The sequence below is a fragment of the Paraburkholderia nemoris genome (genome assembly GCF_905221015.1).
GTDB classification, from domain to species: Bacteria; Pseudomonadota; Gammaproteobacteria; order Burkholderiales; family Burkholderiaceae; genus Paraburkholderia; species Paraburkholderia nemoris.
Genome location: NZ_CAJNBO010000019.1, coordinates 40,165 through 63,576, shown reverse-complemented (window position 1 = coordinate 63,576; position 23,412 = coordinate 40,165). Strand labels below are relative to the sequence as shown.

The 23,412-nt window shown below is 61.4% G+C and carries 24 protein-coding genes and 1 tRNA gene; 14 read left to right on the top strand and 11 right to left on the bottom strand.

The features are described from left to right. Positions 1-12 precede the first annotated feature (12 nt). The 8 genes from KHO33_RS26960 (at position 13) to KHO33_RS26925 (ending at position 6,628) form a co-directional block, all read left to right on the top strand. The gene (locus KHO33_RS26960) at positions 13-759 is read left to right on the top strand and encodes a Nif3-like dinuclear metal center hexameric protein (protein WP_054036638.1); all 747 of its coding nucleotides are present in this window, start codon (positions 13-15) and stop codon (positions 757-759) included. Between the two features lie 221 nt (positions 760-980). Further along, entirely contained in the window at positions 981-1,601 is a 621-nt protein-coding gene (gene petA, locus KHO33_RS26955; protein WP_120289276.1) for a ubiquinol-cytochrome c reductase iron-sulfur subunit, read from the top strand. Next, positions 1,601-2,980: a cytochrome b gene (locus tag KHO33_RS26950; protein ID WP_054036639.1), complete on the top strand. Its 1,380-nt coding sequence runs from the start codon at positions 1,601-1,603 to the stop codon at positions 2,978-2,980. Before petA ends, KHO33_RS26950 begins: the two co-directional genes overlap by 1 nt. A gap of 22 nt (positions 2,981-3,002) precedes the next feature. Beyond that, positions 3,003-3,758, top strand: a complete 756-nt coding sequence (locus KHO33_RS26945; protein ID WP_054036641.1) for a cytochrome c1 — start codon at positions 3,003-3,005, stop codon at positions 3,756-3,758. A gap of 95 nt (positions 3,759-3,853) precedes the next feature. Continuing rightward, on the top strand, positions 3,854-4,465 hold the full coding sequence (locus tag KHO33_RS26940; protein WP_006052302.1) for a glutathione S-transferase N-terminal domain-containing protein: 612 nt from the start codon (positions 3,854-3,856) through the stop codon (positions 4,463-4,465). A gap of 74 nt (positions 4,466-4,539) precedes the next feature. Then, positions 4,540-5,061: a ClpXP protease specificity-enhancing factor gene (locus KHO33_RS26935; protein WP_200566044.1), complete on the top strand. Its 522-nt coding sequence runs from the start codon at positions 4,540-4,542 to the stop codon at positions 5,059-5,061. 19 nt (positions 5,062-5,080) lie between these two features. Further along, a tRNA-Thr gene (locus KHO33_RS26930) sits at positions 5,081-5,156 on the top strand. Between the two features lie 347 nt (positions 5,157-5,503). Beyond that, positions 5,504-6,628: a methyltransferase gene (locus KHO33_RS26925; protein ID WP_200566045.1), complete on the top strand. Its 1,125-nt coding sequence runs from the start codon at positions 5,504-5,506 to the stop codon at positions 6,626-6,628. Positions 6,629-6,688: 60 nt separating this feature from the next. On the opposite strand, the gene KHO33_RS26920 is transcribed toward KHO33_RS26925, so the two are convergent. Further along, positions 6,689-7,960, bottom strand: a complete 1,272-nt coding sequence (locus KHO33_RS26920) for a TIGR03862 family flavoprotein (protein ID WP_200566046.1) — start codon at positions 7,958-7,960, stop codon at positions 6,689-6,691. Between the two features lie 398 nt (positions 7,961-8,358). Between KHO33_RS26920 and KHO33_RS26915 the strand changes: the two genes are divergently transcribed. Beyond that, the gene (locus tag KHO33_RS26915; RefSeq protein WP_054036643.1) at positions 8,359-8,568 is read left to right on the top strand and encodes a DUF1059 domain-containing protein; all 210 of its coding nucleotides are present in this window, start codon (positions 8,359-8,361) and stop codon (positions 8,566-8,568) included. Positions 8,569-8,659: 91 nt separating this feature from the next. Here KHO33_RS26915 and KHO33_RS26910 read toward each other — a convergent pair whose 3' ends face one another. Next, entirely contained in the window at positions 8,660-8,980 is a 321-nt protein-coding gene (locus KHO33_RS26910) for a type II toxin-antitoxin system HicA family toxin (protein WP_054036645.1), read from the bottom strand. Between the two features lie 386 nt (positions 8,981-9,366). On the opposite strand from KHO33_RS26910, the gene KHO33_RS26905 reads away from it, so the two are divergent. Continuing rightward, a complete protein-coding gene (locus KHO33_RS26905; RefSeq protein WP_054036647.1) occupies positions 9,367-10,209 on the top strand; it encodes a class I SAM-dependent methyltransferase in 843 nt (280 codons plus the stop codon). A gap of 41 nt (positions 10,210-10,250) precedes the next feature. Here KHO33_RS26905 and KHO33_RS26900 read toward each other — a convergent pair whose 3' ends face one another. Next, positions 10,251-10,805 carry a DUF1415 domain-containing protein gene (locus KHO33_RS26900; RefSeq protein WP_200566047.1) on the bottom strand — a complete coding sequence of 185 codons (555 nt, stop codon included), beginning with the start codon at positions 10,803-10,805 and terminating at the stop codon, positions 10,251-10,253. An 85-nt stretch (positions 10,806-10,890) separates the two neighbouring features. Next, the gene (locus KHO33_RS26895; protein ID WP_200566048.1) at positions 10,891-11,532 is read right to left on the bottom strand and encodes a TetR/AcrR family transcriptional regulator; all 642 of its coding nucleotides are present in this window, start codon (positions 11,530-11,532) and stop codon (positions 10,891-10,893) included. A 153-nt stretch (positions 11,533-11,685) separates the two neighbouring features. Between KHO33_RS26895 and KHO33_RS26890 the strand changes: the two genes are divergently transcribed. After that, complete coding sequence (locus KHO33_RS26890) at positions 11,686-12,969, top strand: MFS transporter (protein ID WP_054036774.1); 1,284 nt, start codon at positions 11,686-11,688, stop codon at positions 12,967-12,969. 186 nt (positions 12,970-13,155) lie between these two features. Next, entirely contained in the window at positions 13,156-13,749 is a 594-nt protein-coding gene (locus tag KHO33_RS26885; protein WP_200566049.1) for a nitroreductase family protein, read from the top strand. Positions 13,750-13,840: 91 nt separating this feature from the next. Here KHO33_RS26885 and KHO33_RS26880 read toward each other — a convergent pair whose 3' ends face one another. Further along, positions 13,841-15,316 (bottom strand): MFS transporter, encoded by a 1,476-nt coding sequence (locus KHO33_RS26880; protein ID WP_200566050.1) that lies wholly within the window; start codon positions 15,314-15,316, stop codon positions 13,841-13,843. Positions 15,317-15,506: 190 nt separating this feature from the next. On the opposite strand from KHO33_RS26880, the gene KHO33_RS26875 reads away from it, so the two are divergent. Beyond that, a complete protein-coding gene (locus tag KHO33_RS26875) occupies positions 15,507-16,757 on the top strand; it encodes an Hsp70 family protein (protein WP_200566051.1) in 1,251 nt (416 codons plus the stop codon). Between the two features lie 111 nt (positions 16,758-16,868). Here the strand turns inward: KHO33_RS26875 and KHO33_RS26870 are convergent, their stop codons facing one another. Then, positions 16,869-17,072, bottom strand: coding sequence for a cold-shock protein (locus KHO33_RS26870; protein WP_007180251.1), 204 nt, complete (start codon positions 17,070-17,072; stop codon positions 16,869-16,871). Between the two features lie 530 nt (positions 17,073-17,602). On the opposite strand from KHO33_RS26870, the gene KHO33_RS26865 reads away from it, so the two are divergent. Continuing rightward, positions 17,603-19,198, top strand: coding sequence for an APC family permease (locus KHO33_RS26865; protein WP_200566052.1), 1,596 nt, complete (start codon positions 17,603-17,605; stop codon positions 19,196-19,198). 178 nt (positions 19,199-19,376) lie between these two features. Here KHO33_RS26865 and KHO33_RS26860 read toward each other — a convergent pair whose 3' ends face one another. The 5 genes from KHO33_RS26860 to prfA form a co-directional block, all read right to left on the bottom strand. Continuing rightward, a complete protein-coding gene (locus tag KHO33_RS26860; RefSeq protein WP_054036652.1) occupies positions 19,377-20,165 on the bottom strand; it encodes a DODA-type extradiol aromatic ring-opening family dioxygenase in 789 nt (262 codons plus the stop codon). A 214-nt stretch (positions 20,166-20,379) separates the two neighbouring features. Next, positions 20,380-20,979, bottom strand: coding sequence for a UbiX family flavin prenyltransferase (locus KHO33_RS26855; protein ID WP_054036654.1), 600 nt, complete (start codon positions 20,977-20,979; stop codon positions 20,380-20,382). Positions 20,980-21,028: 49 nt separating this feature from the next. Then, positions 21,029-21,340: a Grx4 family monothiol glutaredoxin gene (grxD, locus tag KHO33_RS26850; RefSeq protein ID WP_012434475.1), complete on the bottom strand. Its 312-nt coding sequence runs from the start codon at positions 21,338-21,340 to the stop codon at positions 21,029-21,031. Between the two features lie 115 nt (positions 21,341-21,455). Continuing rightward, positions 21,456-22,298: a peptide chain release factor N(5)-glutamine methyltransferase gene (gene prmC / locus KHO33_RS26845; RefSeq protein WP_200566053.1), complete on the bottom strand. Its 843-nt coding sequence runs from the start codon at positions 22,296-22,298 to the stop codon at positions 21,456-21,458. Between the two features lie 6 nt (positions 22,299-22,304). Further along, positions 22,305-23,387 carry a peptide chain release factor 1 gene (prfA, locus tag KHO33_RS26840; RefSeq protein WP_054036659.1) on the bottom strand — a complete coding sequence of 361 codons (1,083 nt, stop codon included), beginning with the start codon at positions 23,385-23,387 and terminating at the stop codon, positions 22,305-22,307. Positions 23,388-23,412 lie beyond the last annotated feature (25 nt).

Here is a 23,412-nt window from a genome sequence, read left to right as displayed (position 1 = left end):
CTAGAGGTTTATATGGATCGGATCGAACTTGAATTGTACTTGAACAATCTCCTTGAAACCGCGCGCTTCAAGGACTATTGCCCCAATGGATTGCAGGTGGAAGGCCGGCGCAGGATCAATAAGCTCGCGACCGGCGTGACGGCTTCCGTGGCCTTTCTCGAAGCCGCGCTCGACTGGGGGGCGGACGCGGTGCTGGTCCATCACGGCTACTTCTGGCGCAACGAGGCGCCGCAGATCACCGGCCGCAAACACGCGCGGCTCAAGCTGCTGATCGCCAACGACCTGAACCTGTTCGCCTATCACCTGCCGCTCGACGACCATCCCGAGTTCGGCAACAACGCGCAAATCGGCGCGAAGATGGGCTGGATTAGCGACGCGCGCTTCGGCGAGAACGACCTAGGCTGGCTCGCCACGTTTCCGATGCCGATCACGCTCGCGCACTTCACCGCGCAAGTCGAGCAGACGCTCGGCCGCACACCGCTCGTGTTCGGCGATCCGGATCGCGAACTGCGTCGCGTGGGCTGGTGCACCGGCGCTGCGCAAGGCATGTTCGACGCGGCCATCAATGCCGGCGCGGATGTCTACCTGACCGGCGAAGTGTCGGAGTCGGTGATGCACACCTCGGCCGAAAGCGGCGTGGCGTTCCTCGCGGCCGGCCATCACGCCACCGAGCGTTTCGGCGTCCAGGCGGTGGGCAAGCATCTGTCCGAGCAGTTCGATATCGAACACGTGTTTATCGATATCCCTAATCCCGTCTGAATTGAAAATCGGCATTAGATAAGAAAAAGGCACGAATAACGTAGAGGGCGCTTAAAAGGAGGTGCGAAAAAGTTTGCGATCCGTACGGAGAAACCCTGACTTATCAAGGGCTTCGCACGGTTTTTGGCAATGGGGCCTTGTAAATGCCGACTCCATTCGCGCAAACTAGCGGCGGTAGAAGCGACGTGAAGGAAAAATCCAACTCAGAAGTGGGGCGTGTAATGCGAGACAAGGAAGATGAACGCGTCGACGGCGGCCGCCGTACCTGGCTGATAGCGACGACCGTAGCAGGTGGCATAGGAGGCGTTGCCACTGTCGTACCCTTTGTTAGTTCGTTTGCACCATCTGAAAAGGCCAAGGCGGCAGGCGCCCCGGTCGAAGTCGATATCAGTGATCTCAAGCCCGGCGACATGAAGACGGTCGCCTGGCGCGGTAAGCCGGTGTGGATCATCAACCGCACCGACAGAATGCTGGCCGATGTCCAGAAAGCCGATAACGAAGTAGCGGATCCCCACACCAAGAATCCTTTTTCGATGCCGTTGCCGGAGTACTGCAACAACGAATTCCGTTCGCGCACCGATCACAAGAATCTTTTCGTCGCCGTCGCCGTGTGCACCCATCTGGGCTGCACGCCGACGCCGCGCTTCCAGGAGGGCGCGCAGCCCAATCTTCCCGACGACTGGCCAGGCGGCTTCCTGTGCCCGTGCCACGGCTCGACCTATGACATGGCCGGCCGCGTCTTCAAGAACAAACCTGCGCCGCAGAACCTCGACATCCCGCCTTACATGTTCACGTCGGCCACCGGCCTCGTGATCGGCAAGGACGAGAAAGGAGAAGCGTAATGGCGATCGAACATGAAGTGGAGACGACCGGGCTGGTCGGCTGGATCGACCGGCGCTTTCCCCTGACGTCTACCTGGAAGAAGCACGTTTCCGAGTACTACGCGCCGAAGAACTTCAACTTCTGGTACTTCTTCGGTTCGCTCGCGTTGCTGGTGCTGGTCAATCAGATCGTCACCGGCATCTTCCTCACGATGAACTACAAGCCCGACGCGACGCTCGCGTTCTCGTCGGTCGAGTACATCATGCGCGAGGTGCCGTGGGGCTGGCTGATCCGCTATATGCACTCCACGGGCGCGTCGATGTTCTTCGTCGTCGTGTATCTGCATATGTTCCGGGGGCTGCTGTACGGCTCGTACCGCAAGCCGCGCGAACTGGTGTGGGTGTTCGGCTGCGCGATCTTTCTGTGCCTGATGGCCGAGGCGTTCTTCGGCTACCTGCTGCCGTGGGGCCAGATGTCGTTCTGGGGCGCGCAGGTGATCGTGAACCTGTTCTCGGCGATCCCGTTTATCGGACCGGATCTGTCGCTGTGGATTCGCGGCGATTACGTCGTCTCGGACGTCACGCTGAACCGCTTCTTCGCGTTTCACGTGATCGCGATTCCGCTGGTGCTGATCGGGCTGGTGGTCGCGCACCTGGTGGCGCTCCACGAAGTGGGTTCGAACAACCCTGACGGCATCGAGATCAAGGCGAAGAAGGACCCGGACGGCATTCCGCTCGACGGCATCCCGTTTCACCCGTACTACTCGGTGCACGACTTCATGGGGGTGACGGTATTCCTGATCATCTTCGCGGCGATCATCTTCTTCGCGCCGGAGATGGGTGGGTACTTTCTTGAAGCGAATAACTTCATTCCCGCCAATCCGCTGCAAACACCGCAGGAAATTGCGCCAGTGTGGTACTTCACGGCGTTCTATGCGATGTTGCGCGCCACCACCGATCCATTCAAGATCGTGTTGATGATCATCGTCGCGCTGCTCGGCCTGTTCGCGCTGGTGCGCGCACGCGGCAAATGGAAGCTCGGCTTGCCGGTGCTCGCGGTGCTTGTGGTTCTGGCCATGGCGTTCACCGAATCGAAGTTCTGGGGCGTGGTGGTGATGGGCGGCGCGGTGATCTCGCTGTTCTTCCTGCCGTGGCTCGATCGCTCGCCGGTGAAGTCGATTCGTTACCGGCCGTTTTTTCACAAGGTGTTCTACGGGATCTTCGTGCTCGCTTTCCTGACGTTGGGCTTCCTCGGCACCAAACCGCCGTCGCCTGCCTCGACGTTGATTGCCCAGATCTGCGCGCTGATCTACTTCGCGTTTTTCCTCGGTATGCCCGTCTGGACGCGGCTTGGCACGTTCAAGCAGCCGCCCGAGCGGGTGCGGTTCAAGCCCCACTAATCGCGAGCCCGGAGAACACGAAATGAAAAAACTGCTTTCGACGTGCGCGCTGATCGGCGCGACACTGCTCGCGGTGCTGGCCGGACCGGCGCACGCGGACGAGAATTTCCCTCTCGACCGCGCGCCCGATAACGCGGAGAATTTTGCTTCGTTGCAGCACGGCGCCCAATTGTTTGTAAACTACTGCCTGAATTGCCATAGCGCGAATCTGATGCGCTATAGCCGGCTGACCGACCTCGGCATCAAGCCAAGCGAAATCCAGTCGAACCTGCTGTTCACCACGGATAAAATCGGCAACACCATGACCGTGGCGATGCGCCCGGACGACGCGAAAGCGTGGTTCGGCGCGAGTCCGCCGGATTTGTCGGTGGAAGCGCGGGCGCGCGGCAAGGACTGGCTGTACACGTACCTGCGCAGCTTCTATCGCGACAATACGCGGCCGACCGGTTGGAACAATCTGGTGTATGAGAACGTGAGCATGCCTCACGTGCTGTGGCAGCTTCAGGGGCAACGTACCGCGAAGTTCGGTGACGAAGTCGACGAAAAAACAGGCGAAACGGTGCACAAATTCGTCGGCTATCAACAGGTCACGCCGGGGACGATGTCGCCGGTAGATTATGATTCTGCTGTGGCCGACCTCGTGTCGTACCTGTCATGGATGTCCGAACCGACGCAGAAAACCCGCAAACAGCTTGGCGTGTGGGTGCTGCTGTTCCTCGGCATTCTGAGCTTTTTCGCCTGGCGACTGAACGCCGCGTACTGGAAACATATCAAATAATCACGCCGTCACCCGGCGTGGGGCCGGCGCCAGGAAAAACCTGTTGAACGGTTTTTCCGCGCGCTGGCCTTTCAGCTTTTTGAGGAAACGTAAACATGATGGTTCTGTATTCCGGCACAACTTGCCCGTTCTCCCAGCGCTGCCGGCTGGTGTTGTTCGAAAAGGGCATGGACTTCGAGATCCGCGACGTCGACCTGTTTAACAAGCCGGAAGACATCGCTGTGATGAATCCGTATGGTCAGGTGCCGATTCTTGTCGAACGGGACCTGATTCTGTATGAATCGAACATCATCAACGAGTACATCGACGAGCGCTTCCCGCACCCGCAACTGATGCCGGCCGATCCGGTTCAGCGCGCCCGCGCCCGTCTGTTCCTGCTGAACTTCGAAAAAGAACTGTTCGTTCACGTCGGCACGCTCGAAAACGAAAAGGGCAAGGCCGCTGAGAAGAATCACGAGAAGGCACGTCTCGCGATCCGCGACCGCCTCACGCAGCTCGCACCGATCTTCCTGAAGAACAAGTACATGCTCGGCGAAGAGTTCTCGATGCTGGACGTTGCGATCGCACCGTTGTTGTGGCGTCTGGACCACTACGGCATCGAGCTGTCGAAGAATGCTGCACCGCTGATGAAGTACGCCGAGCGCATTTTCAGCCGCCCGGCTTATATCGAAGCGCTGACACCTTCGGAAAAGGTGATGCGTCGTTGAGTTTGGCTTTGGGGTGAGGGCGCCGCGTCTCGATTGTTTTCCGTGCGCGCCCAAACCCGGTAAGAGGACTGTTGATGCAAGAGATTTCCACCAAGCCTTATCTGCTGCGCGCGCTGTACGAGTGGTGCACGGATAACGGCTACACGCCGCATATCGCCGTCCGGGTCGACAATCAGACGCGCGTGCCGCGGCAGTTCGTGCGCGATAACGAGATCGTATTGAACATCAGCTTCGAGGCGACCAGCCAGTTGCAGATGGGCAATGAATGGATCGAGTTCAGCGCGCGCTTCTCCGGCAAGTCGCACAAGATCGAAGTGCCGATCGCCAATATTCTCGCGATCTACGCGCGGGAAAACGGGCAGGGCATGGCGTTCCCGGTCGAGTCGGCAGGCGGCGAAGCGCAGGATTCTGGCGCCGATGCGGAACTGGCGGACGAGACCGAAGCACCGGCCGCGCCCGTCAACGCGGCGCCGCGTGCGGTCGAAACGTCGTCCGCCGCGGATGCCGCCAAAGCGGAAAGCGCGACGGATGGCCCGCAGCCTGACGATGATGGATCGAAAGGTGGCGGAAGGGCTCGCCTCAAGATCGTGAAATGAAGTAGAATCACGGCCTCATGCCGGCTTAGCTCATCAGGTAGAGCGCTTGACTTGTAATCATGAGGTGGCGGGTTCGAGTCCTGCAGCCGGCACCAGTAGTGCGAAAGCGGGTTTCTGAATAACTTCAGAAACCCGCTTTTTTTATTTGGGGCGGGGATTTCGCGGGTTGGACGAGAGGCGGGAACGGCTCATTTTTGCCAGATCTCATTCACCTTGTCGATTGTGGACATTTTAGTCTACGAACTGCTAGCAGACCGCCGCAAAGGGCGGTGGTGTCAGCCTTCTTCAGACGGCCGCCCTCAGATACCGCCCCGCGAACCCGACTGGGAGAGGTACTATTCGGGCGTCAGTCGGCATCAAGATCAGTCACTCCGGCGGGCAACGCCCCCCGAGACGCGCGTTTTCACCGCGTCACTCCCGCAACACAGACCCCACCTTCATCATGACCAGCCCCGCAACCATCACCTGGCCCGAAGCCGACGGCCCCCGCACTGCGCGTTGGCGCTCCGAAGCCGCGGTGCCGCCGCCCAAGCGCGTTGTCGTCGCCGATGACCGCACCACCGCCGACTCCGCCTACCGTCTCGCGTGCGAAGGCACCGCGTTGCTCTGGAACGGCGACTTTCAGAACGCCCGCCAATTGCTGCAGGCGGTCACGCGCCGGCTGGAGCGCAAACCGCGCAAGCATGGCGAAACGCCGATCGACGCGTTCAACCTGCATCGTCAGGCACAGTCGCAACGCGCCCGTACGCTCGGCATGATCCTGATTCCGCTCGACGCCGCGTACGCAATTCCGCTGCGTCGCGCGCCTGAAGTGCAGCAGGCCTGTATCGAAACCTATGGTCCGTCTACCGACGAGCCCTCGGTCGTGTCGCTTCGTGAATTGCTCGGTCTGATCGGTGCGCACGAGTGGCGCAAGAAGGGCGTGGACATTCCCGCGCTGGGCGAGCGCATCCATCCGCACTACGGCGTGTTTTCGCCGGTGCGCGGTGAATATGTGGATCTGGTCGCGCGCACGCCGTTGCCGTCGTTGAACAAGGCGTTCGATATCGGCACCGGTACGGGCGTGCTGGCTGCGCTGCTCGCCAAACGCGGCGTGAAGAAAATCGTCGCAACCGATCAGGACCCGCGAGCGCTGGCCTGCGCACGCGAAAACCTCACGCGTCTTGGCTACGATCAGCAAGTCGACGTCGTGCAGGCTGATCTGTTTCCGGAAGGCCGTGCGCCGCTGGTGATCTGCAATCCGCCGTGGGTGCCGGCGCGCCCCGCCTCACCGATTGAATACGCGATCTACGATTCGGAAAGCCGCATGCTGCTCGGTTTTCTGGACGGGCTGGCGGAGCATTTGTCGCCGGGTGGAGAAGGCTGGCTGATCATGTCGGACTTCGCCGAGCACCTCGGATTGCGTACGCGCGAGTGGTTGCTTGCCGCCATTGAAAAGGCGGGGCTGACCGTGGTGGGTCGTGAGGATATTCGTCCTCGGCACCCGAAGTCGACCGATGAAACCGACGCGCTACATACGGCGCGCAAGGCTGAAGTGACGTCGCTCTGGCGTCTGAAGGCGAGCTAAACGGTCGCGTTCAAGGGGAGAGCAATTAAGCGTAAAGACGCGCCACTGAAGAACGGCGTGTCAGACCGGCACGCCGCGCGCCTTGAGATACGCTAAAGCGCCGCGTCCGGCTGCCAAGCCGCTTGCGAAGCAGGCGGTGAGCAGATAACCGCCGGTCGGCGCTTCCCAGTCGAGCATTTCACCCGCGCAGAACGCGCCGGGCAGACGCTCGATCATCAAATGTCGATCCAGCGCTTCGAAGGGGATGCCGCCCGCGGTGCTGATCGCTTCCGCGATAGGCCGGGCGCGCGTAAGTCGCACTGGCAGTGCTTTGATCGCGTGCGCGAGACCATTCGCATCGGCGAAGGCTTCCTTCGACAGAATCTCGTGCAATAAGGCCAGTTTTACGCCGCCAATGCCGACTCTGCCATGCAGGTGAGTCGACATGGAGCGCGAGCCGCGCGGTCGCGTGACCTCAGCCACGACACGCTCCAACGTCAAGCCTGGCGCCAGGTCCAGCGCGATCGTGACGTCGCCGTCGGCGAGAATCCGCTCGCGGATGGCTGCCGACAGCGCGTAAATCAGGCTCCCTTCGAGGCCGGTTTCGGTCAGAAGTATTTCACCTTGTCGATTGTGGACTTTATTGTCTACGTCGGTGAGCGTGATGGCTACGGATTTCACCGGCTGACCGGCGAAACGCTCGCGGAGATAAGGGCTCCAGTCCGCATCGAAGCCGCAGTTCGCGGGCCGCAACGGCGTCACCGGCACCTCGCGTGCGCTCAGGAGCGGCACCCAGGCGGCGTCCGATCCGAGCCGCGGCCAGCTTGCGCCACCGAGTGCGAACACCACGGCATCACAGCTCACGCGTTGCTCGCCCTCGGGTGTTTCGAAGCGCAATGTGTGCGCAGCGGTGTCGCCGTCATCGTTATCCCAGCCGGTCCACTTGTGGCGCATGTGAAAGCGCACGCCGGCTTCTCTCAACCGATGCAACCACGCCCGCAGCATCGGCGCCGCTTTCATGTCGGTCGGAAAAACGCGCCCTGAGCTGCCGACGAAGGTTTCGACACCAAGCCCATGCAGCCAGGCCCGCAAGGCGTCGGGACCGAACAGGTCGAGTAGCGGCGCGATCTGTTCGCGGCGCGCGCCGTAGCGGCCGAGAAACGGCTCGAGCGGTTCCGAATGCGTGATGTTCATGCCGCCTTTGCCCGCCATCAGGAATTTGCGGCCAACGGACGGCATCGCGTCGTAGACGTCGACTTGCACGCCGTGCTGGGCGAGCGCCTCGGCGGCCATCAAGCCGGCGGGGCCGCCGCCGATCACGGCGACGCGGGCGGAATCGAAGGAGGATGACATGCGGTCCTGCGGATGAGCGGAAGGCGGCGCGTTGGCCTGATCTGACAATCGGGCGGCGCGAAGGGCGCTATTTTCACACCGCCGGCAACGCAGGGCAACGCGGCGGGCTGCGAACGGCTGAAGAGCTAACGGGCCGGCGCGAGCCAGCGGCCGAAAAGAGCTGGGTTCGGGCGTGTCGCTATCTCTTGCGCTCACGTTCGCTCCTTCGCTATTCACTCGCGCGAACTATACTTTTCAAACACCTTCCACCGGACGCAGTCCGCTTCTTCCCCGCGTCACACTAGCCCACCGCTCTCATTTCGCCCGACACGGCCAATGCAGCCGCGTCGCGGCTGGCGACGTGGTCTGCGGGCCCGCTGTTTGTCTGGATGTTTCGACGTTTGATCTAGGAGATTGCCATGACTCGCAAATACATCGACTGCCGCGAGTTCCCGAGCGAAATGAATTGCACCGTCGCCCTGTCCGCCGACAGCGAGAGCGAATTGCTCGACGCGGCCGTGCAGCATGCGGTCACGGTGCACAAACATACGGACTCGCCGGAACTGCGCTCGCAGCTCAAAGCGCTCTTTCATGAAGGCACGCCGCCTGTCGAGGCGCCGCGCGCATGATTCGTTGTCGTTTTCCTCGAGGATGAAGGCCGGCTAACCAGTACGAGCGGCGGCGCGCCGCTCGCGCTGGTCGCGGCGGTGTCTTAGCGCCCTAGCCGGGATATGCCTCATCCACCTTCAGTCCGGCCAGCTTGAAAATAACCCGCAGCGTTTGCGGTTTGATATCGCGACGTGAAGCGAGCGTCGTCATCACAAAGTCGAGTACTTTCGCGTACTTCAGCATCGTCAGGCACGTTTCCATGTCGACGCTGCCATCGCGCATGAGCTCGGCGAGCCGCAGCATTTCGGTGGAGATGTCGCGTGCCATTTCCAGTTCGAGCTGCTGCTTTTCCGACCACGCAGGGGTGGCAGTGAGCTTCGCCAGCATTTCCTGAAACTTCTGTTCGACGTTTCCGTTGGGTACGGTGTCCATTGCTGCCTCTTCTATTTTCCAGGCGCGCGTCCGTTTGAGATCGCGGCGCGCTGCTGGTTACGTAACGTTCGGTCCGTGTTCCGGGACCGTCCTCCCCACATGCATTCGGTTCGCGTGATCGAAGCCACGGCCGGCAGCTTGTTGTTATGCGCGACACGGCTTACGCCATCGAGTGAGCCGGCCCGCAAGATGCTTTCAAGCCACGTCGGAATACGTCCCGCATATTGCGTTTCGAGCAGGAAGTGTTCCAGGTTTGTGGCATTTCTCGCGCGGTCGACGCGGCTCCTTAGGTGAGCGGGCTGCGCTTTGGGTAAACTGGCAGCAACTTTTCCTTTTTTCCGTCATCTGTCGCACGTTCGCGTTGCAATCGATGACGGTCCACCACGATGTCCAGCAAAACCCACGAAATCCGTCCGAACCAGTCCGTCGAGTTGCTGAAGGAGCTTCATATCCTCACGCGCGACGGCAAGATGAACCAGGACAGCCGCCGCAAGCTGAAGCAGGTCTACCACCTGTTCCAGTTCATCGAGCCGCTGCTGAAAGACCTCAAGGAGCAGCAGGGCGCGGTGACGCTCGTCGACCATGGCGCGGGCAAGTCATACCTAGGTTTTATCCTGTATGACCTTTTCTTCAAGGAGTTTCAGGACGCGGCTGGTGGGGCGTCGCACATATACGGCATCGAAACGCGCGAGGATCTCGTGACGAAATCCGAGGAGCTGGCCGGGCGGCTGGGCTTCAAGGGGATGTCGTTCCTCAATTTGTCGGTGGCGGAGTCGATTACGTCAGATCGTTTGCCGGCGCAGATCGATATCGTGACGGCGCTGCATGCGTGCAATACCGCGACTGACGACGCGCTCCGGTTTGCGCTGGAAAAGCGTGCGAAGTACATCGTGGTAGTGCCGTGTTGCCAGGCCGAGGTGGCGGGGGTTTTACGGCAGAACAAGAGTAAATCGCTGGGAAATGCGTTGACCGAGATATGGCGGCATCCGTTGCATACCCGGGAGTTTGGAAGCCAGATTACCAATGTGCTGCGCTGCCTGCAGCTTGAAGCGCATGGATATCAGGTGAGTGTGACCGAGCTGGTCGGGTGGGAACATTCCATGAAGAATGAACTGATTATTGCGCAGTTCAAGGACCTGCCGAGACGGCGGCCGACCGAGAGGCTGAATGAAGTGATGGAGACGCTCGGGATCGAGGAGCTGAAAGAACGGTTCTTTGTCTCGGCTTGATCCGTGCTGCGGCGGCGGCTTTTTCATAGCCGCCGCGCGAATTACTTTTTCATTAATTCATTCCAGCCTTTAAGACCAATTCGCCGAAGCGTTTCCTGATTCCGCTCATAAATAGCCTCCGCATCGGGGAAAGCCTGAACTGCCCGTTCGATACTATCCTCGCGAAGCAGATGCAAAATCGGATAGGGCGCGCGATTCGTATAGTTTTCGATATCGTCAGGCTCGGTGTCTTCGAACTGATAATGCGGGTGAAAACTGGCAATCTGAATAATACCTTCCAGCCGAAATTGTTTAATCATCCTCTCGGCAAAAAACAGGCAGTCGTTATAGTCGAGAAAATCGCTGAGCGCGCCCGGTATAACCAGAAGCGTAGTATCTACCGCGTCAGGACTCGCCCCGACGAGCGCCTGAATCTCGGTTTCGAGATCGGCCAACACCCCTTCCATATCCACGGCGTCGCTCACGGCATACCGAATCTGCCCTTTCACATGCACGGCTTTGGCGAAGGGGCACAAATTGAGCCCGATCACGGCCGCCGTCAGCCAATGACGAGTTGCGGCGATAACGGCATCATGAGATTCGGCGGGCGACGACATGGCAGGCAGCAAAAGAGGAAAGTGCCATTCTAACGGCGCGGAACAGCACCGATCCGCACCCTGCCGCAACAGGACCGCTAGAACCTCAGCCCGCCTGCGTCCCGCTGCATGCCGCGGCGATCAACTGCGCCGCTACCTTCGGTGCGGCAAGAATCGGCCCGCAGCCCGGGCCGTAGGTCTGGCTGGCCGCGTACACGCCTTCGATCATCAAACCCAGTCCGTTGGCCAAGGCCACCGGATCGTCGGCGCCTGCCGCGGTTGTCAGTTCCAGAAGCCGCGCCATCAGCCGTTCCTTGTTGCGAAACACGAATTGCCGCGCCGGATGCGTCGTGTCGGAAAACTCCACCGACACATTCACGAAAGGACAGCCGCGGTAGTCCTCGACCGATGCACGCACCGCCAGGTCGTCGAAATATTGCTGAAGCTGCCTGGCCGGTTCGCCTGGATGCTTCGCAAAGCTCTTCTCCACATAGCCGAAAAACTGCTCGTCCTTGCGCTCCAGATAGGCCATCACCAAGTCGTCCTTCGACGAGAACTGGCGGTACAAGCTCATCTTGTTCACGCCCGCGCGCTCCACCACCGCGTCGACGCCGACCGACCGCACACCCTCGCGATAGAACAGTTCGTCCGCGGCGCGCAGCAGATGCTGCCGCGCCTCCGGGCCGGCCGTCTGCGTGCCGCGTGCTCGCCGTGTGCTGCCTGGCTTGAGGGTTTCACTATCGGACATGGATCCCACCTGAATTGAATTGATGCCTTGACATGTTACCGACCAGTAACTAACATCGCAACACCATTGTGACAGATCTGTCACAAGTCCTTTACCGAAGTTGTAACAATGCGAGCGGCGCGGCCTGCGGGGCAGGCGCCGATTGGAGAATCAATGAACTGGGCAGCGAGACTGATTGGCGGGCGTTTCCACTACGGCTGGTTGGCCGTGGCGGTGGTGTTTCTGGTGCTGCTGGCGGCGGCCGGCACGCGTGCCACGCCGAGCGTGATGATGGTGCCGTTGGAGCATCAATTCGGCTGGAGCCGTGCGACGATTTCGCTCGCCATCTCCGTGAACATCGCGCTCTTCGGGCTGATGGGGCCGTTCGCGGCCGCGGCGATGCAGCGCTTTGGCGTGCGTCCTACTCTGCTGATCGCGCTTGGCACGATGGCCGCAGGTGTGGCGTTGTCCTCGCTGATGACGCGTCCGTGGCAGATGGTTCTGATCTGGGGCGTGATGGTCGGAGGTTCGACCGGGGTGGCGGCGCTGTCATTGTCCGCGACGGTGGTGACTCGCTGGTTCACCACCCATCGTGGTCTCGTGATGGGGATTCTCACGGCCAGTTCGGCGACCGGCCAACTGGTGTTCCTGCCGATGCTCGCGGCCATCGCCGAGCATTACGGCTGGCGTCAGGTGGTGTGGGTCGTCGCGGGCGCGGCAGCAGTTGTCCTGCCGCTGGTCGCGTTCCTGTTGCCGGAGCGGCCTGCGGATATGAAGCTGCGCCCGTTCGGCGAACCGGCCGACTCGCCGATCTCTACCTCCGTGACCAAGCAGAATCCGCTGGCCATCGCCTTCGGCACGCTCGCCATGGCGAGCAAGACGCGCGATTTCTGGCTGCTGTTCTTCAGCTTCTTTATCTGCGGCGCGAGCACCAACGGTTACGTCGGCACGCATCTGATCGCAATGTGCGGCGACTACGGCATGAGCGAAGTGCAGGGCGCATCGTTGCTCGCCGCCATGGGCATCTTCGATCTGTTTGGCACGACGCTGTCGGGCTGGTTGTCGGACCGCTTCAATAGCCGTGTGCTGCTGTTCTGGTATTACGGTCTGCGCGGTTTGTCGTTGATGTATCTGCCGCACGCTTTCGGCATCGATTTCTTCGGGCTGCCGTTGTTCGCGGTGTTCTACGGACTGGATTGGATCGCCACCGTGCCGCCCACGGTGCGTCTCGCAACCGATGTCTACGGCAAGGAAGCGGCGCCGGTCGTGTTCGGCTGGGTGGTCGCGGGCCACCAGCTCGGTGCGGCCTTCGCGGCGCTCGGCGCCGGCATGCTGCGCGCGAGTCTCGGCACGTACACGGTGGCGTCGATGATTTCCGGCGGACTGTGCCTGGTTGCCGCCGTGATCGTGCTGCGGATCAACCGGCCGGCCAAGGTGCCGGAGCCGCAAGCGGCATAAAGCTGCGGCCTTGCGCGCGGCGAACACAGCGCACTTGAGCAAACGGCCTCATATGAGGCCGTTTGCCATTGCAGCTGAGATGAAAACTAAGTGTGCACTTGTCGGAGCGCGAGCGGCTCAGCCCGGTTATGCTATGAAGCCCCGGGCAGCCGCCCGTCGTTCATGAATTTCGACCGAGAGAAGCGCATGACCAACAAACCCGCCCCTACCGCAGTTGCCATTCACGAGCTGATTGCAGGTCGCTGGAGCCCGCGCGCGTATTCGAGCGAGCCGGTCAGCCGCGAGGATCTGCATTCGGTGCTCGAAGCGGCACGCTGGGCGCCGTCTTCGTATAACGCGCAACCGTGGCGTTTCCTCGTATTCGACCGCAGCGTCGATGAAGTCTCGTTCAAGCAGGCTTTCGCCACGCTGGTGCCGTTCAACCAGGGTTGGAATGCGCCGGCGCCGGTGCTGATCGCGGTGACCACGCACACGCTCACCAACAAGGGCGAAGTGAACCGCTGCGCGCCGTACGACGCGGGTGCCGCGGCGATGGCGCTGGTGCTGCAGGCGCATGCGCTCGGTCTGGCCGCGCATCAGATGAGCGGCTTCGATCCGAACGCGTTCCGCGCGGCATTCAAGCTGCCGACCGACGTCGACGTGATCGCTATCATTTCGCTCGGTCACTACGGCGATGTCGACAAACTCGATCCGGTGCTGCGTGAGCGCGAGAAGTCGGTGCGTCAGCGTTTGCCGCTTGCTGAAATCGCTTATGGAGGCGGCTGGAAGAAGGCGTTCTGAGTCCTTCGCGACTTTGGTGGTGACAAAAACGCGCGGCGCTGACCGCGCGTTTTTTATTCTGCATTGTCCGCGACGCTTTAGGGCGCGTGCTTCATTCCTCACCGTCCGCGACGCTCGAAAGTGGCGTGGCGACATTCTCGAGCGACTTGCGCTCTGCATCCACGCCCCAGATCGCGGCGATCACCGCGGCGGCGAGCATCAACCCCGAGCCGACCAGATAGCCCACAAACACTTCGCTGCGCTGATGCGTATCGATCAGCCGGCCGAAAAACGCCGGCCCGATGATGCCGCCCAGCGCCGTGCCGAACGCGTAGAACACCGCGATCGCCAACGCGCGAATTTCCAGCGGAAATGATTCGCTGACGGTCAGATACGCCGAACTCGCCGCCGCCGAGGCGAAGAAGAAGACCACCATCCACGCGATCGTCTGGGTCACGACGGTAAGCATGTGCTGCTCGAACAGATAGCCGCTGAGCGTCAGCAGGATGCCGGACAGCGCGTAAGTTGTGGCGATCATCTTGCGTCGCCCGATGACGTCGAAGAGCCGGCCGAGCACCAGCGGTCCAAGGAAGTTGCCGAGCGCGAACGGCAACAGATACCAGCCGATATGGTCGCCCGGCACCTGATAGAACTCGGTCAGCACCAGCGCATAGGTGAAAAAGATCGCGTTGTAGAAGAACGCCTGCGCGGTCATCAACGATAGGCCGACCAGCGCGCGCCGTCGGTGCACGTTGAACAGCGTGTGAAACACCTCGCGCAGCGGCGTATGTCCGCGTGCTCGCAGTCTTAGCCGCGTGAGATCGTCGTCGGCGAGTGCATGGCCTTCGCTGCGAAAGCGCGTTTCGATACCGTCGACGATCGAGCGTGCATCGCGTTCGCCGCCGTGTGTCAGCAGCCAGCGGGGACTTTCGGGCACCCAGATGCGCATCGGCAGAATCCCCAGCGCCAGCACCGCGCCGATGAAGAAACAGGCGCGCCAGCCCCAGTCGCCCGGCAGCAGATTCGGGTCGAGCAGGATCAGGGAGCCCGCCGCGCCGAGCCCCGCGCCCACCCAGAAGGTGCCGTTGATGCCGAGATCAGTCCAGCCGCGCACCCGCGCGGGCGTGAATTCCTGGATCGTCGAATTGATCGCCGTATATTCGCCGCCGATGCCTGCGCCGGTGAGAAAGCGAAACAGCAGAAAACTGGCGAGATTCCACGAAAAAGCGGTCGCCGCGGTAGCGGCCAGATACAGCGCGAGCGTGATGAAAAACAGTTTGCGGCGGCCGAGCCGGTCGGTCAGCCAGCCGAAGCCGAGCGCGCCGAGCACGGCGCCGGCAATGTAAGCGCTGCCGGCGAGGCCCACGTCGGCGTTGGTAAAGCGCAACGATGGGCTAGACTTCAACGCACTTGCGACCGCGCCTGCGAGCGTCACTTCGAGACCATCGAGCAGCCACGTCACGCCCAGCGCGACGACGATCTGCGAGTGAAAGCGTCCCCATGGCAAGCGGTCGAGCCGCGAGGGCAGGTCGGTTTCGATGACGGCGGCGTTTTTCTCGTGGACAGCGGCGGTAGGCGGCGCGCTCATTGCTGCAAGTCTCCTGATTACCGAAAATTGGCGGCGTATCCTGTCGAATTCAGCAATTTTTGTTCCGTCGAGCGGACCTTGGTCAGTATTGCGGGCGTCCCGGAAAGCGTCAGTTGATGCTGATTGGGCTTTCGTGATACAAAGCCGCTCCCCTTTCTGTCCGCGCCAGCCGTGAGCGGCGATTCCTGCCATGAACTATTGCGCGATTGACTTCGGTACTTCCAATTCGGCCGTGGCCGTCCCAGACGGCGCTGCGCTTAGGCTTGCGCCGGTCGAGGGCGCCTACACGACGCTGCCGACCTCCGTCTTTTTCAACACCGACGAGAACACGCGCGAATTCGGGCGTGCGGCGTTGGCGGCGTATATCGACGGTTTCGACGGCCGTCTTATGCGCTCGATGAAAAGTATTCTCGGCTCGCCGCTCGCTGAGAATTCGACCGATCTCGGCGACGGTTCGGCGATCAAGTACACGGATATCATCGCGATTTTCGTCGACCATCTGAAGCGCTCGGCCGAGAAGAGCACTGGCGGCCCGATCAGCCGCGCCGTGCTGGGCCGTCCCGTGTTCTTCGTCGACGACGATCCGCGCGCCGACCAGATGGCTCAGCAGCAGCTCGAAGCCGCGGCGCGGTCAGTGGGTTTGCGGGAGATTCACTTTCAGTATGAGCCGATCGCAGCCGCGTTCGACTACGAATCGCATCTGACGGAAGAGGGACTCGTGCTGGTGGCCGACATAGGCGGCGGTACGTCGGACTTTTCGCTGGTGCGGGTAGGGCCGGAGCGGGTGAAGCGCGTCGAGCGCAAAGACGACGTGCTGGCCCACCACGGTGTGCACGTTGCGGGTACGGACTTCGACCGCCGTGTCGAACTGGTGACGATCCTGCGCGAACTTGGCTATCAGACGCTCGACCCCGAAGGCCGTGAGATTCCGAACCGCATCTATTTCGATCTGGCCACCTGGCACCTGATCAATACCGTCTATGCCCCGAAGCGCGTCAGCGAACTCGCGCTCATGCGGCATCTGTTCCTCCAGACCAAACATCACGACCGCCTGATGCGCGTTGTGGACCGCCGCCTGGGGCATGCGCTGGCGGCTCACGCGGAAGAAGCGAAGATCGGCGTGGCGGCGGGTGGCGAGACCGTGATCGACCTCGACGAGGTAGAAGGCGACCTGCGCCTCGCATTTGACGAAGCGCAACTCATCAAGGCCGGTCAGGACGAGACGCAGCGCATCGTGCAGGCGGCGCGCGATACCGTGCAGGCGGCCGGTGTGGCTCCGCGCGACGTCAACGCGATTTACTTCACGGGCGGCTCGACCGGATTAGCGTTTCTATCGGGCGCATTGGCCGCGGCATTTCCGGATGCCAAAGCGGTATTCGGCGACCGTCTCGCCAGTGTCGCGACAGGTCTCGGTATTCACGCGCGGCGTTTGTTCGGATAACCAAATTGATCAAACGCATACTGCGGAGATAATCGCCGAATACAGTTACGACGAATATAAAAAAACCCCGCCGAGGCGGGGTTTTTTGCGTCCAGAAGGAAGCGTGCTTGCTTACACCGGCTTGATGTTGGCAGCTTGCTTGCCCTTCGGGCCCGTCTTCACTTCAAACGTAACCTTTTGGTTTTCTTGCAGCGTCTTGAAGCCTTCCGTGCGGATTTCCGAGAAATGCGCGAACAGATCTTCGCCGCCGCCGTCCGGCGTGATGAAGCCAAAGCCCTTTGCGTCATTGAACCACTTGACGGTACCGGTTTCCATATTACTTGTTCCTAAAGATGGTAAATAAGGCCGAAGCCCAATGGGTGCGCATGAAAATCAAGGAAGGGGGTAATGGGACCAACCGGAGTACCGTTGATGGGCGAACTACGAAAGACCAATTCACTCGCCGCTTGAAATCCTGCCCGAACGTTATACGGCGATTTCGGGCGAAGGTCAACACTCTCGTCCTAACTTTGCAAGATTTTGACGGATTGGCGTAGAAATTGCTTACAAAGCTTGCTATTCATCTGAGAATTTTGCTAGGGACAACCCTTAGTTTCGCTGCAACGGCGGGGTGCAACCGTTAAACTACGCGCCGCGCGTCGGTTGCACCTGGTTGGGGACCGCCGCGCACGCATGGGCGTCACCCCGTCCGCAACGCCATAAGCGATGTGACGCGGTGCCGACATGGTTCTGACGCAATCTGCATGGGACCGGCGCCAGTGCTTTGCATGCGGCCAGAGTAAGCGTTAAAGCGCTAACTCTGGCCGACAGCTAAAGCGCTAACTCTGGTCGACACAGGAGAAGATGTGAAAAGTTCTATACAACGGAACATCGGACCGGTCGCGCTACTGCTGACCGGCTTGGGTTCGATCATCGGATCGGGCTGGCTGTTCGGCGCGTGGAAGGCTGCAAAAATTGCCGGGCCGGCTGCCATTTGTGCATGGGTCATCGGCGCGGTGGTGATTCTCGCGATTGCCTTGACCTACGCAGAACTCGGCGCGATGTTCCCGGAGTCCGGCGGCATGGTGCGTTACGCGCGCTATTCGCACGGCGCACTGGTTGGGTTCATCAGCGCGTGGGCCAACTGGATCGCCATTGTTTCGGTGATTCCAATCGAGGCTGAAGCATCCATTCAATATATGAGTACCTGGCCGTACCCATGGGCGCATGCGCTATTCGTGGATGGGTCATTAACCACGAATGGGCTATTGCTGTCCGCGGCCCTCGTGATTATTTACTTCCTGCTGAATTACTGGGGTGTGAAGCTGTTCGCGCGCGCCAATTCGGCGATCACGGTCTTCAAGTTCCTGATTCCGGGTGCGACGATCGCCGGTCTGATGCTGTCGGGCTTCCACAAGGAAAACTTCGGCGAAGTGAGCACCTTTGCGCCGTACGGCTGGTCGGCTGTGCTGACCGCAGTGTCGACGAGCGGCATCGTGTTCGCCTTCAACGGCTTCCAGAGCCCGATCAACCTCGCGGGTGAAGCGCGCAATCCGGCGAGGAGCGTGCCGTTCGCGGTGATCGGCTCGATCCTGCTGGCGCTGGTGATCTACGTGTTGCTGCAGATCGCGTACATCGGCGCGGTGAATCCGGCCGACGTCATGAAGGGCTGGAGCCACTTCAACTTCGCTTCGCCGTTTGCCGAACTGGCCATCGCGCTGAACCTGAACTGGCTGGCTATCCTGCTTTACGTCGACGCGTTCGTCAGCCCGAGCGGCACCGGCACGACTTACATGGCGACCACCACCCGCATGATCTACGCGATGGAGCGCAACAACACGATGCCGAAGATGTTCGGCAACGTGCACCCGTTCTACGGCGTGCCGCGTCAGGCGATGTGGTTCAACCTGCTGGTGTCGTTCATTTTCCTGTTCTTCTTCCGCGGCTGGAGCTCGTTGGCGGCGGTGATCTCGGTCGCGACCGTGATCTCGTACCTGACTGGCCCGATCAGCCTGATGGCGCTGCGCCGCGCGGCAACGGATCTGGAGCGCCCGCTGCACATTCCGGGCATGAAATTCATTGCGCCGTTCGCTTTCGTTTGCGCGTCGCTGATTCTGTACTGGGCGAAGTGGCCGCTGACCGGCGAAATCATTCTTCTGATGGTCGTCGCGCTGCCGGTCTACTTCTATTTCCAGGCGAAGTCGGGTTTTGGCGGCTGGGGGCGTGACCTGAAGGCTGCATGGTGGCTCGTGGCCTACCTGCCGGTGATGGCGATTCTGTCGCTGATCGGCAGCAAGGAGTTTGGCGGGCACGGCCTCCTGCCGTACGGCTGGGACATGCTGGTGGTGGCCGTATTCTCGCTGGTGTTCTACTACTGGGGCGTGCATAGCGGCTACCGTTCGGAATACCTCGAAGAACGTCAGACTCACGACGAAGTGCTTGAGGGCATCGGCGCACACTAAGTTGCTGCGCTGAGCTCTTCGCCGGACCGCCGGACCGCCGGACCGCCGGATCGCCGGATCGCCGGATCGCCGGATCGTCATGATCCGCCCGGTATGAAAAAAGCCCGCCTGAGTTGCTCAGGCGGGCTTTTTTGTTGGCGGCGCTTTGGCCTTGGTTCGGCGTCGCGCTGGCGTTGAATCAGGCGGCGGTGCCGAACACGTAATTCGTCATGGCGAGCGAACGCTGGTAGGTTCCGAGCGATTGAATCGCCAGCGAATATTCGTCGTCCGCCGCGCCGAGGGCCGCGAACACGGGCAGCAGGTGCTCGTCGGTCGGATGCATCAGCACCGCGTGCGGCGCTTGGCGGCGGTAGTCGAGCAATGCGTCGATGTCGTGCGCGGCGAGCCTGGCCTCGAACCAGTCGGTGAATTCGGCCACGCGCGGATCGGCATCGCCCGGGCGCGCGGAAAAATCCGCAGCGCGCAGGTTGTGCGTGATCTGGCCCGAGCCGATCACCATCACGCCGTCATCTTTCAGAGAGCGCAGCGCGCGACCCACCCGGAAGTGATGGGCGGCGTCCATGTGCGGCTGGATCGACAGTTGCGCGACCGGTATGTCGGCTTCCGGGAACATCAGCAGCATCGGCACCCACGCGCCGTGATCGAGCCCGTGCGGCTGGGCATCCGTGAGGATGCCGTGTTCGCCGAGGAGCACTGCGGCACGGCGCGCCACATCGGGCGCGCCGGGAGCCGGGTACTGAATTTCATACAACTGACGCGGGAAGCCGTAGAAATCGTGGATGGTCTCAGGCGCCGTGGATGTGCTCACCACCGGTTGCGCCGTGCCCCAATGGGCCGACAGCATCAGCACGCTCTCAGGGCGCGGCAATTGCGCCGACAGCGCGCCGAATTCGGCGGACGGCAGGGAAGGGTCGATTGGCAGCGTAGGGGCGCCGTGGGAGAGGTAGAGCGACGGTAAGCGATTCATGGCAGCAACGCCGCCGCGGGACGCGGCGCGGAAGTAGGGTTGCTATCAATATAGGTCCCCACCGGCGTTTGATAAACGGGTGAAAACGGAATTGATTGTGTCGCCGGTGTTGTTAATGGCGATGGAGTGGTTGCATCGCGCCGCTCGTCAGGCCTTGGCAATGCATGGCGCTTGCCTTCGCGCCACACGCGGTGGTGGCACGTCGTTCTGCAAATTATTCCTGCGCGCCGCGCAAACCTTGCCACGCCGGCGACATGGCCGGCCCCAACGCGAACAGATCCAAAACGCGCGCCACCGTGTGATCGACCATTTCGTCGATCGTCGTGGGCTGGTTGTAGAAGGCAGGCAGGGGCGGAAAGATCACGCCGCCCATTTCGGTGACGGCCGTCATATTGCGCAGATGCGCGAGGTTTAACGGCGTTTCGCGCACGAGCAGCACGAGCCGGCGGCGCTCTTTGAGCGTGACGTCGGCGGCGCGGGTGATCAGGTTGTCGGAAAAACCGTGTGCGACGCTTGCCAACGTTTTCATCGAGCACGGCGCGACCACCATGCCATCGGTTGCAAACGAGCCGGACGCGATACTCGCGCCGACGTCGCGCACCGAATGGACAACATCCGCGAGCGGATGCACGTCTTCTTTGCTCAACTGGAGTTCGTGCTGGATATTGAGCCACCCAGCGCTCGAAATCAGCAGATGGCTTTCAACGCCGCCCAGCCTGCGCAACGTCTCGAGCAGCCGGATGCCGTAGATGGCGCCGGTCGCGCCGGTAATCGCAATGATCAGCCGGCGTGGCGCCGCAGCACGTGTTTCCATGGCTTGCGGCGCCTTATCGGAGGACAACGAAGGTTCGGACAGCGGCCGCTTAAGCCGCAGCGAACAGTTGCTGCAGTTCGCCCGATTCGTACATTTCCATCATGATGTCCGAGCCGCCGACGAATTCGCCCTTCACGTAGAGCTGCGGAATGGTCGGCCAGTTCGAGAACTGCTTGATGCCCTGGCGGACTTCGTCGTCTTCGAGCACGTTGACGGTTTTGATTTCGCCGACGCCGCATGCCTTCAGGATCTGGATGGCGCGGCCGGAAAAGCCGCACATCGGGAACTGGGCGGTGCCCTTCATGAAGAGCACGACGTTGTTTTCGTCGACGATTTGCTTGATGCGTTGTTGCGTATCCATGACTGACCTTGCGGTTCCGTTATGTGTAGGGAATAGGCTGAAATGATAGCGGATTTCGGTAAGACCGGCCGAGGGCCGCTTTGCCACCTCGGCGATTAGGGCCATTCATCAATGGTTAGCCGGGCCAGCGTCCGCCGCTGATTCGCTCGATGCCGGCGAGATCGTGCTCCGAGCGCACTTGCATAAAACCCTGAGCCGTCAGCAGAGCGCGCACGGCTTCCGCCTGATCGTAGCCATGTTCGAGCCACAATACGCCGTTGGCGGTCAAACGTGTGGGCGCGCCCGCGACAATCTTGCGGATCGCGCTGAGTCCGTCGGCTTCGTCGGTGAGCGCGCCGCGCGGCTCGAAGCGCAGATCGCCTTCCGACAGATGCGGATCGCCGCTCGCGATATACGGCGGATTGCTGACGATCACATCAAAGCGCAATGCGGCGTCGAGCGAGTTGTACCAGTCGCTTTGCTGCAAGCCCACGGCGCCGCCGGGGCGTTTGGCATCCAGCAGACGCTTGGCGTTGCGCGTGGCCACCGCCAGTGCTTCGGCGGAACGGTCCAGCGCCCAGACTTGCGCATCGGGCCGCATCGACGCAATGGCCACGGCAATGGCGCCGGTGCCGGTGCCGAGATCAAGTACGCGCGGCCGCGAGATGTTTTCCATCGCCGCCAACGCCGTTTCGACCAGCAATTCGGTTTCAGGACGCGGAATCAGCACGTCCGGCGTCACTTCGAAATCAAGCCCGAAAAATTCGCGCGCGCCGACCAGTTGCGCCACCGGCTCACCGGCGACACGCCGAGCTTCCAGAGCCCGGTATCGTTCGACTACCGGGCCGTCGAGCGCCTCATCGCTGCGCGTAATCAATTGCGTATGCCGCCAGCCGAGCACGTGCGTCAGCAGAATCCGCGCTTCGAGTGACGGTAGTGGCGAGGCGCGCAACAACGCGGCGGGCGTGACCGGATCCATTCGCGCTTAGTCCGCGTCGCCCAGCGATGCCAGCAACTCGGCCTGATGCTCGCTGACGAGCGCCGCGATCAATTCGTCGAGATCGCCGTCCATGATCGCGTCGAGACGATACAGCGTCAGATTGATCCGGTGATCCGTCAGACGCCCTTGCGGGAAGTTGTAGGTGCGAATCCGCTCCGAGCGATCGCCCGAACCGATCAGGCTCTTACGGGTTGCGGCTTCCTTCTGCTGCTGCTCGTGCGATTGCTTGTCCTTGATGCGTGCGGCCAACACCTTCAGCGCACGATCCTTGTTCTTGTGCTGCGACCGGTCGTCCTGACATTCGACGACGATGCCCGTCGGCAAGTGCGTCACCCGCACGGCCGAGTCTGTCTTGTTGATGTGCTGACCGCCCGCGCCGGACGCGCGGAACGTGTCGATGCGCAGATCGGCCGGATTGATTTCGACTTCGCCGATTTCGTCCGCTTCCGGCATCACCGCGACCGTGCACGCCGACGTGTGAATGCGGCCCTGCGTCTCGGTGGCCGGCACGCGTTGCACGCGATGACCGCCCGACTCGAACTTGAGCTTGGAGTAGGCCGCTTCGCCGGCAATCCGCACGATCACTTCCTTATAGCCGCCGAGGTCCGATTCGCTCGCCGACATCATCTCCACTTGCCAGCGATTGCGCTCGGCAAAGCGCAGGTACATGCGCAGCAAATCGCCCGCGAACAGCGCGGATTCGTCGCCGCCGGTACCGGCACGGATTTCGAGGAAGATGTTGCGATCGTCGTTCGGGTCCTTCGGCAGCAGCATTTTCTGCAATTCCGCGCCGAGTTTTTCCATCCGCTCGCGCGCCGCGCGAATTTCTTCTTCCGCAAAGTCGCGCATCGACACGTCCGCCAGCAGTTCCTGCGCGGTCGCCGCGTCGTTCATCGCAAGGCGCCACAGTGCGTAATGCTCCACAACCGGCCCGAGCTCGGCGTGTTCACGCGTGAGCTTGCGGTATTGGTCGAGATTCGAGGTGATGTCCTCGCGGCTCAACAGGTCGTTCAGTTCGGCCAGCCGGGTAGTGAGCTGGTCGAGCTTGCGTTGCATGCTCGTTTTCATCGGACGGGTATCGGAGCGGACTCCG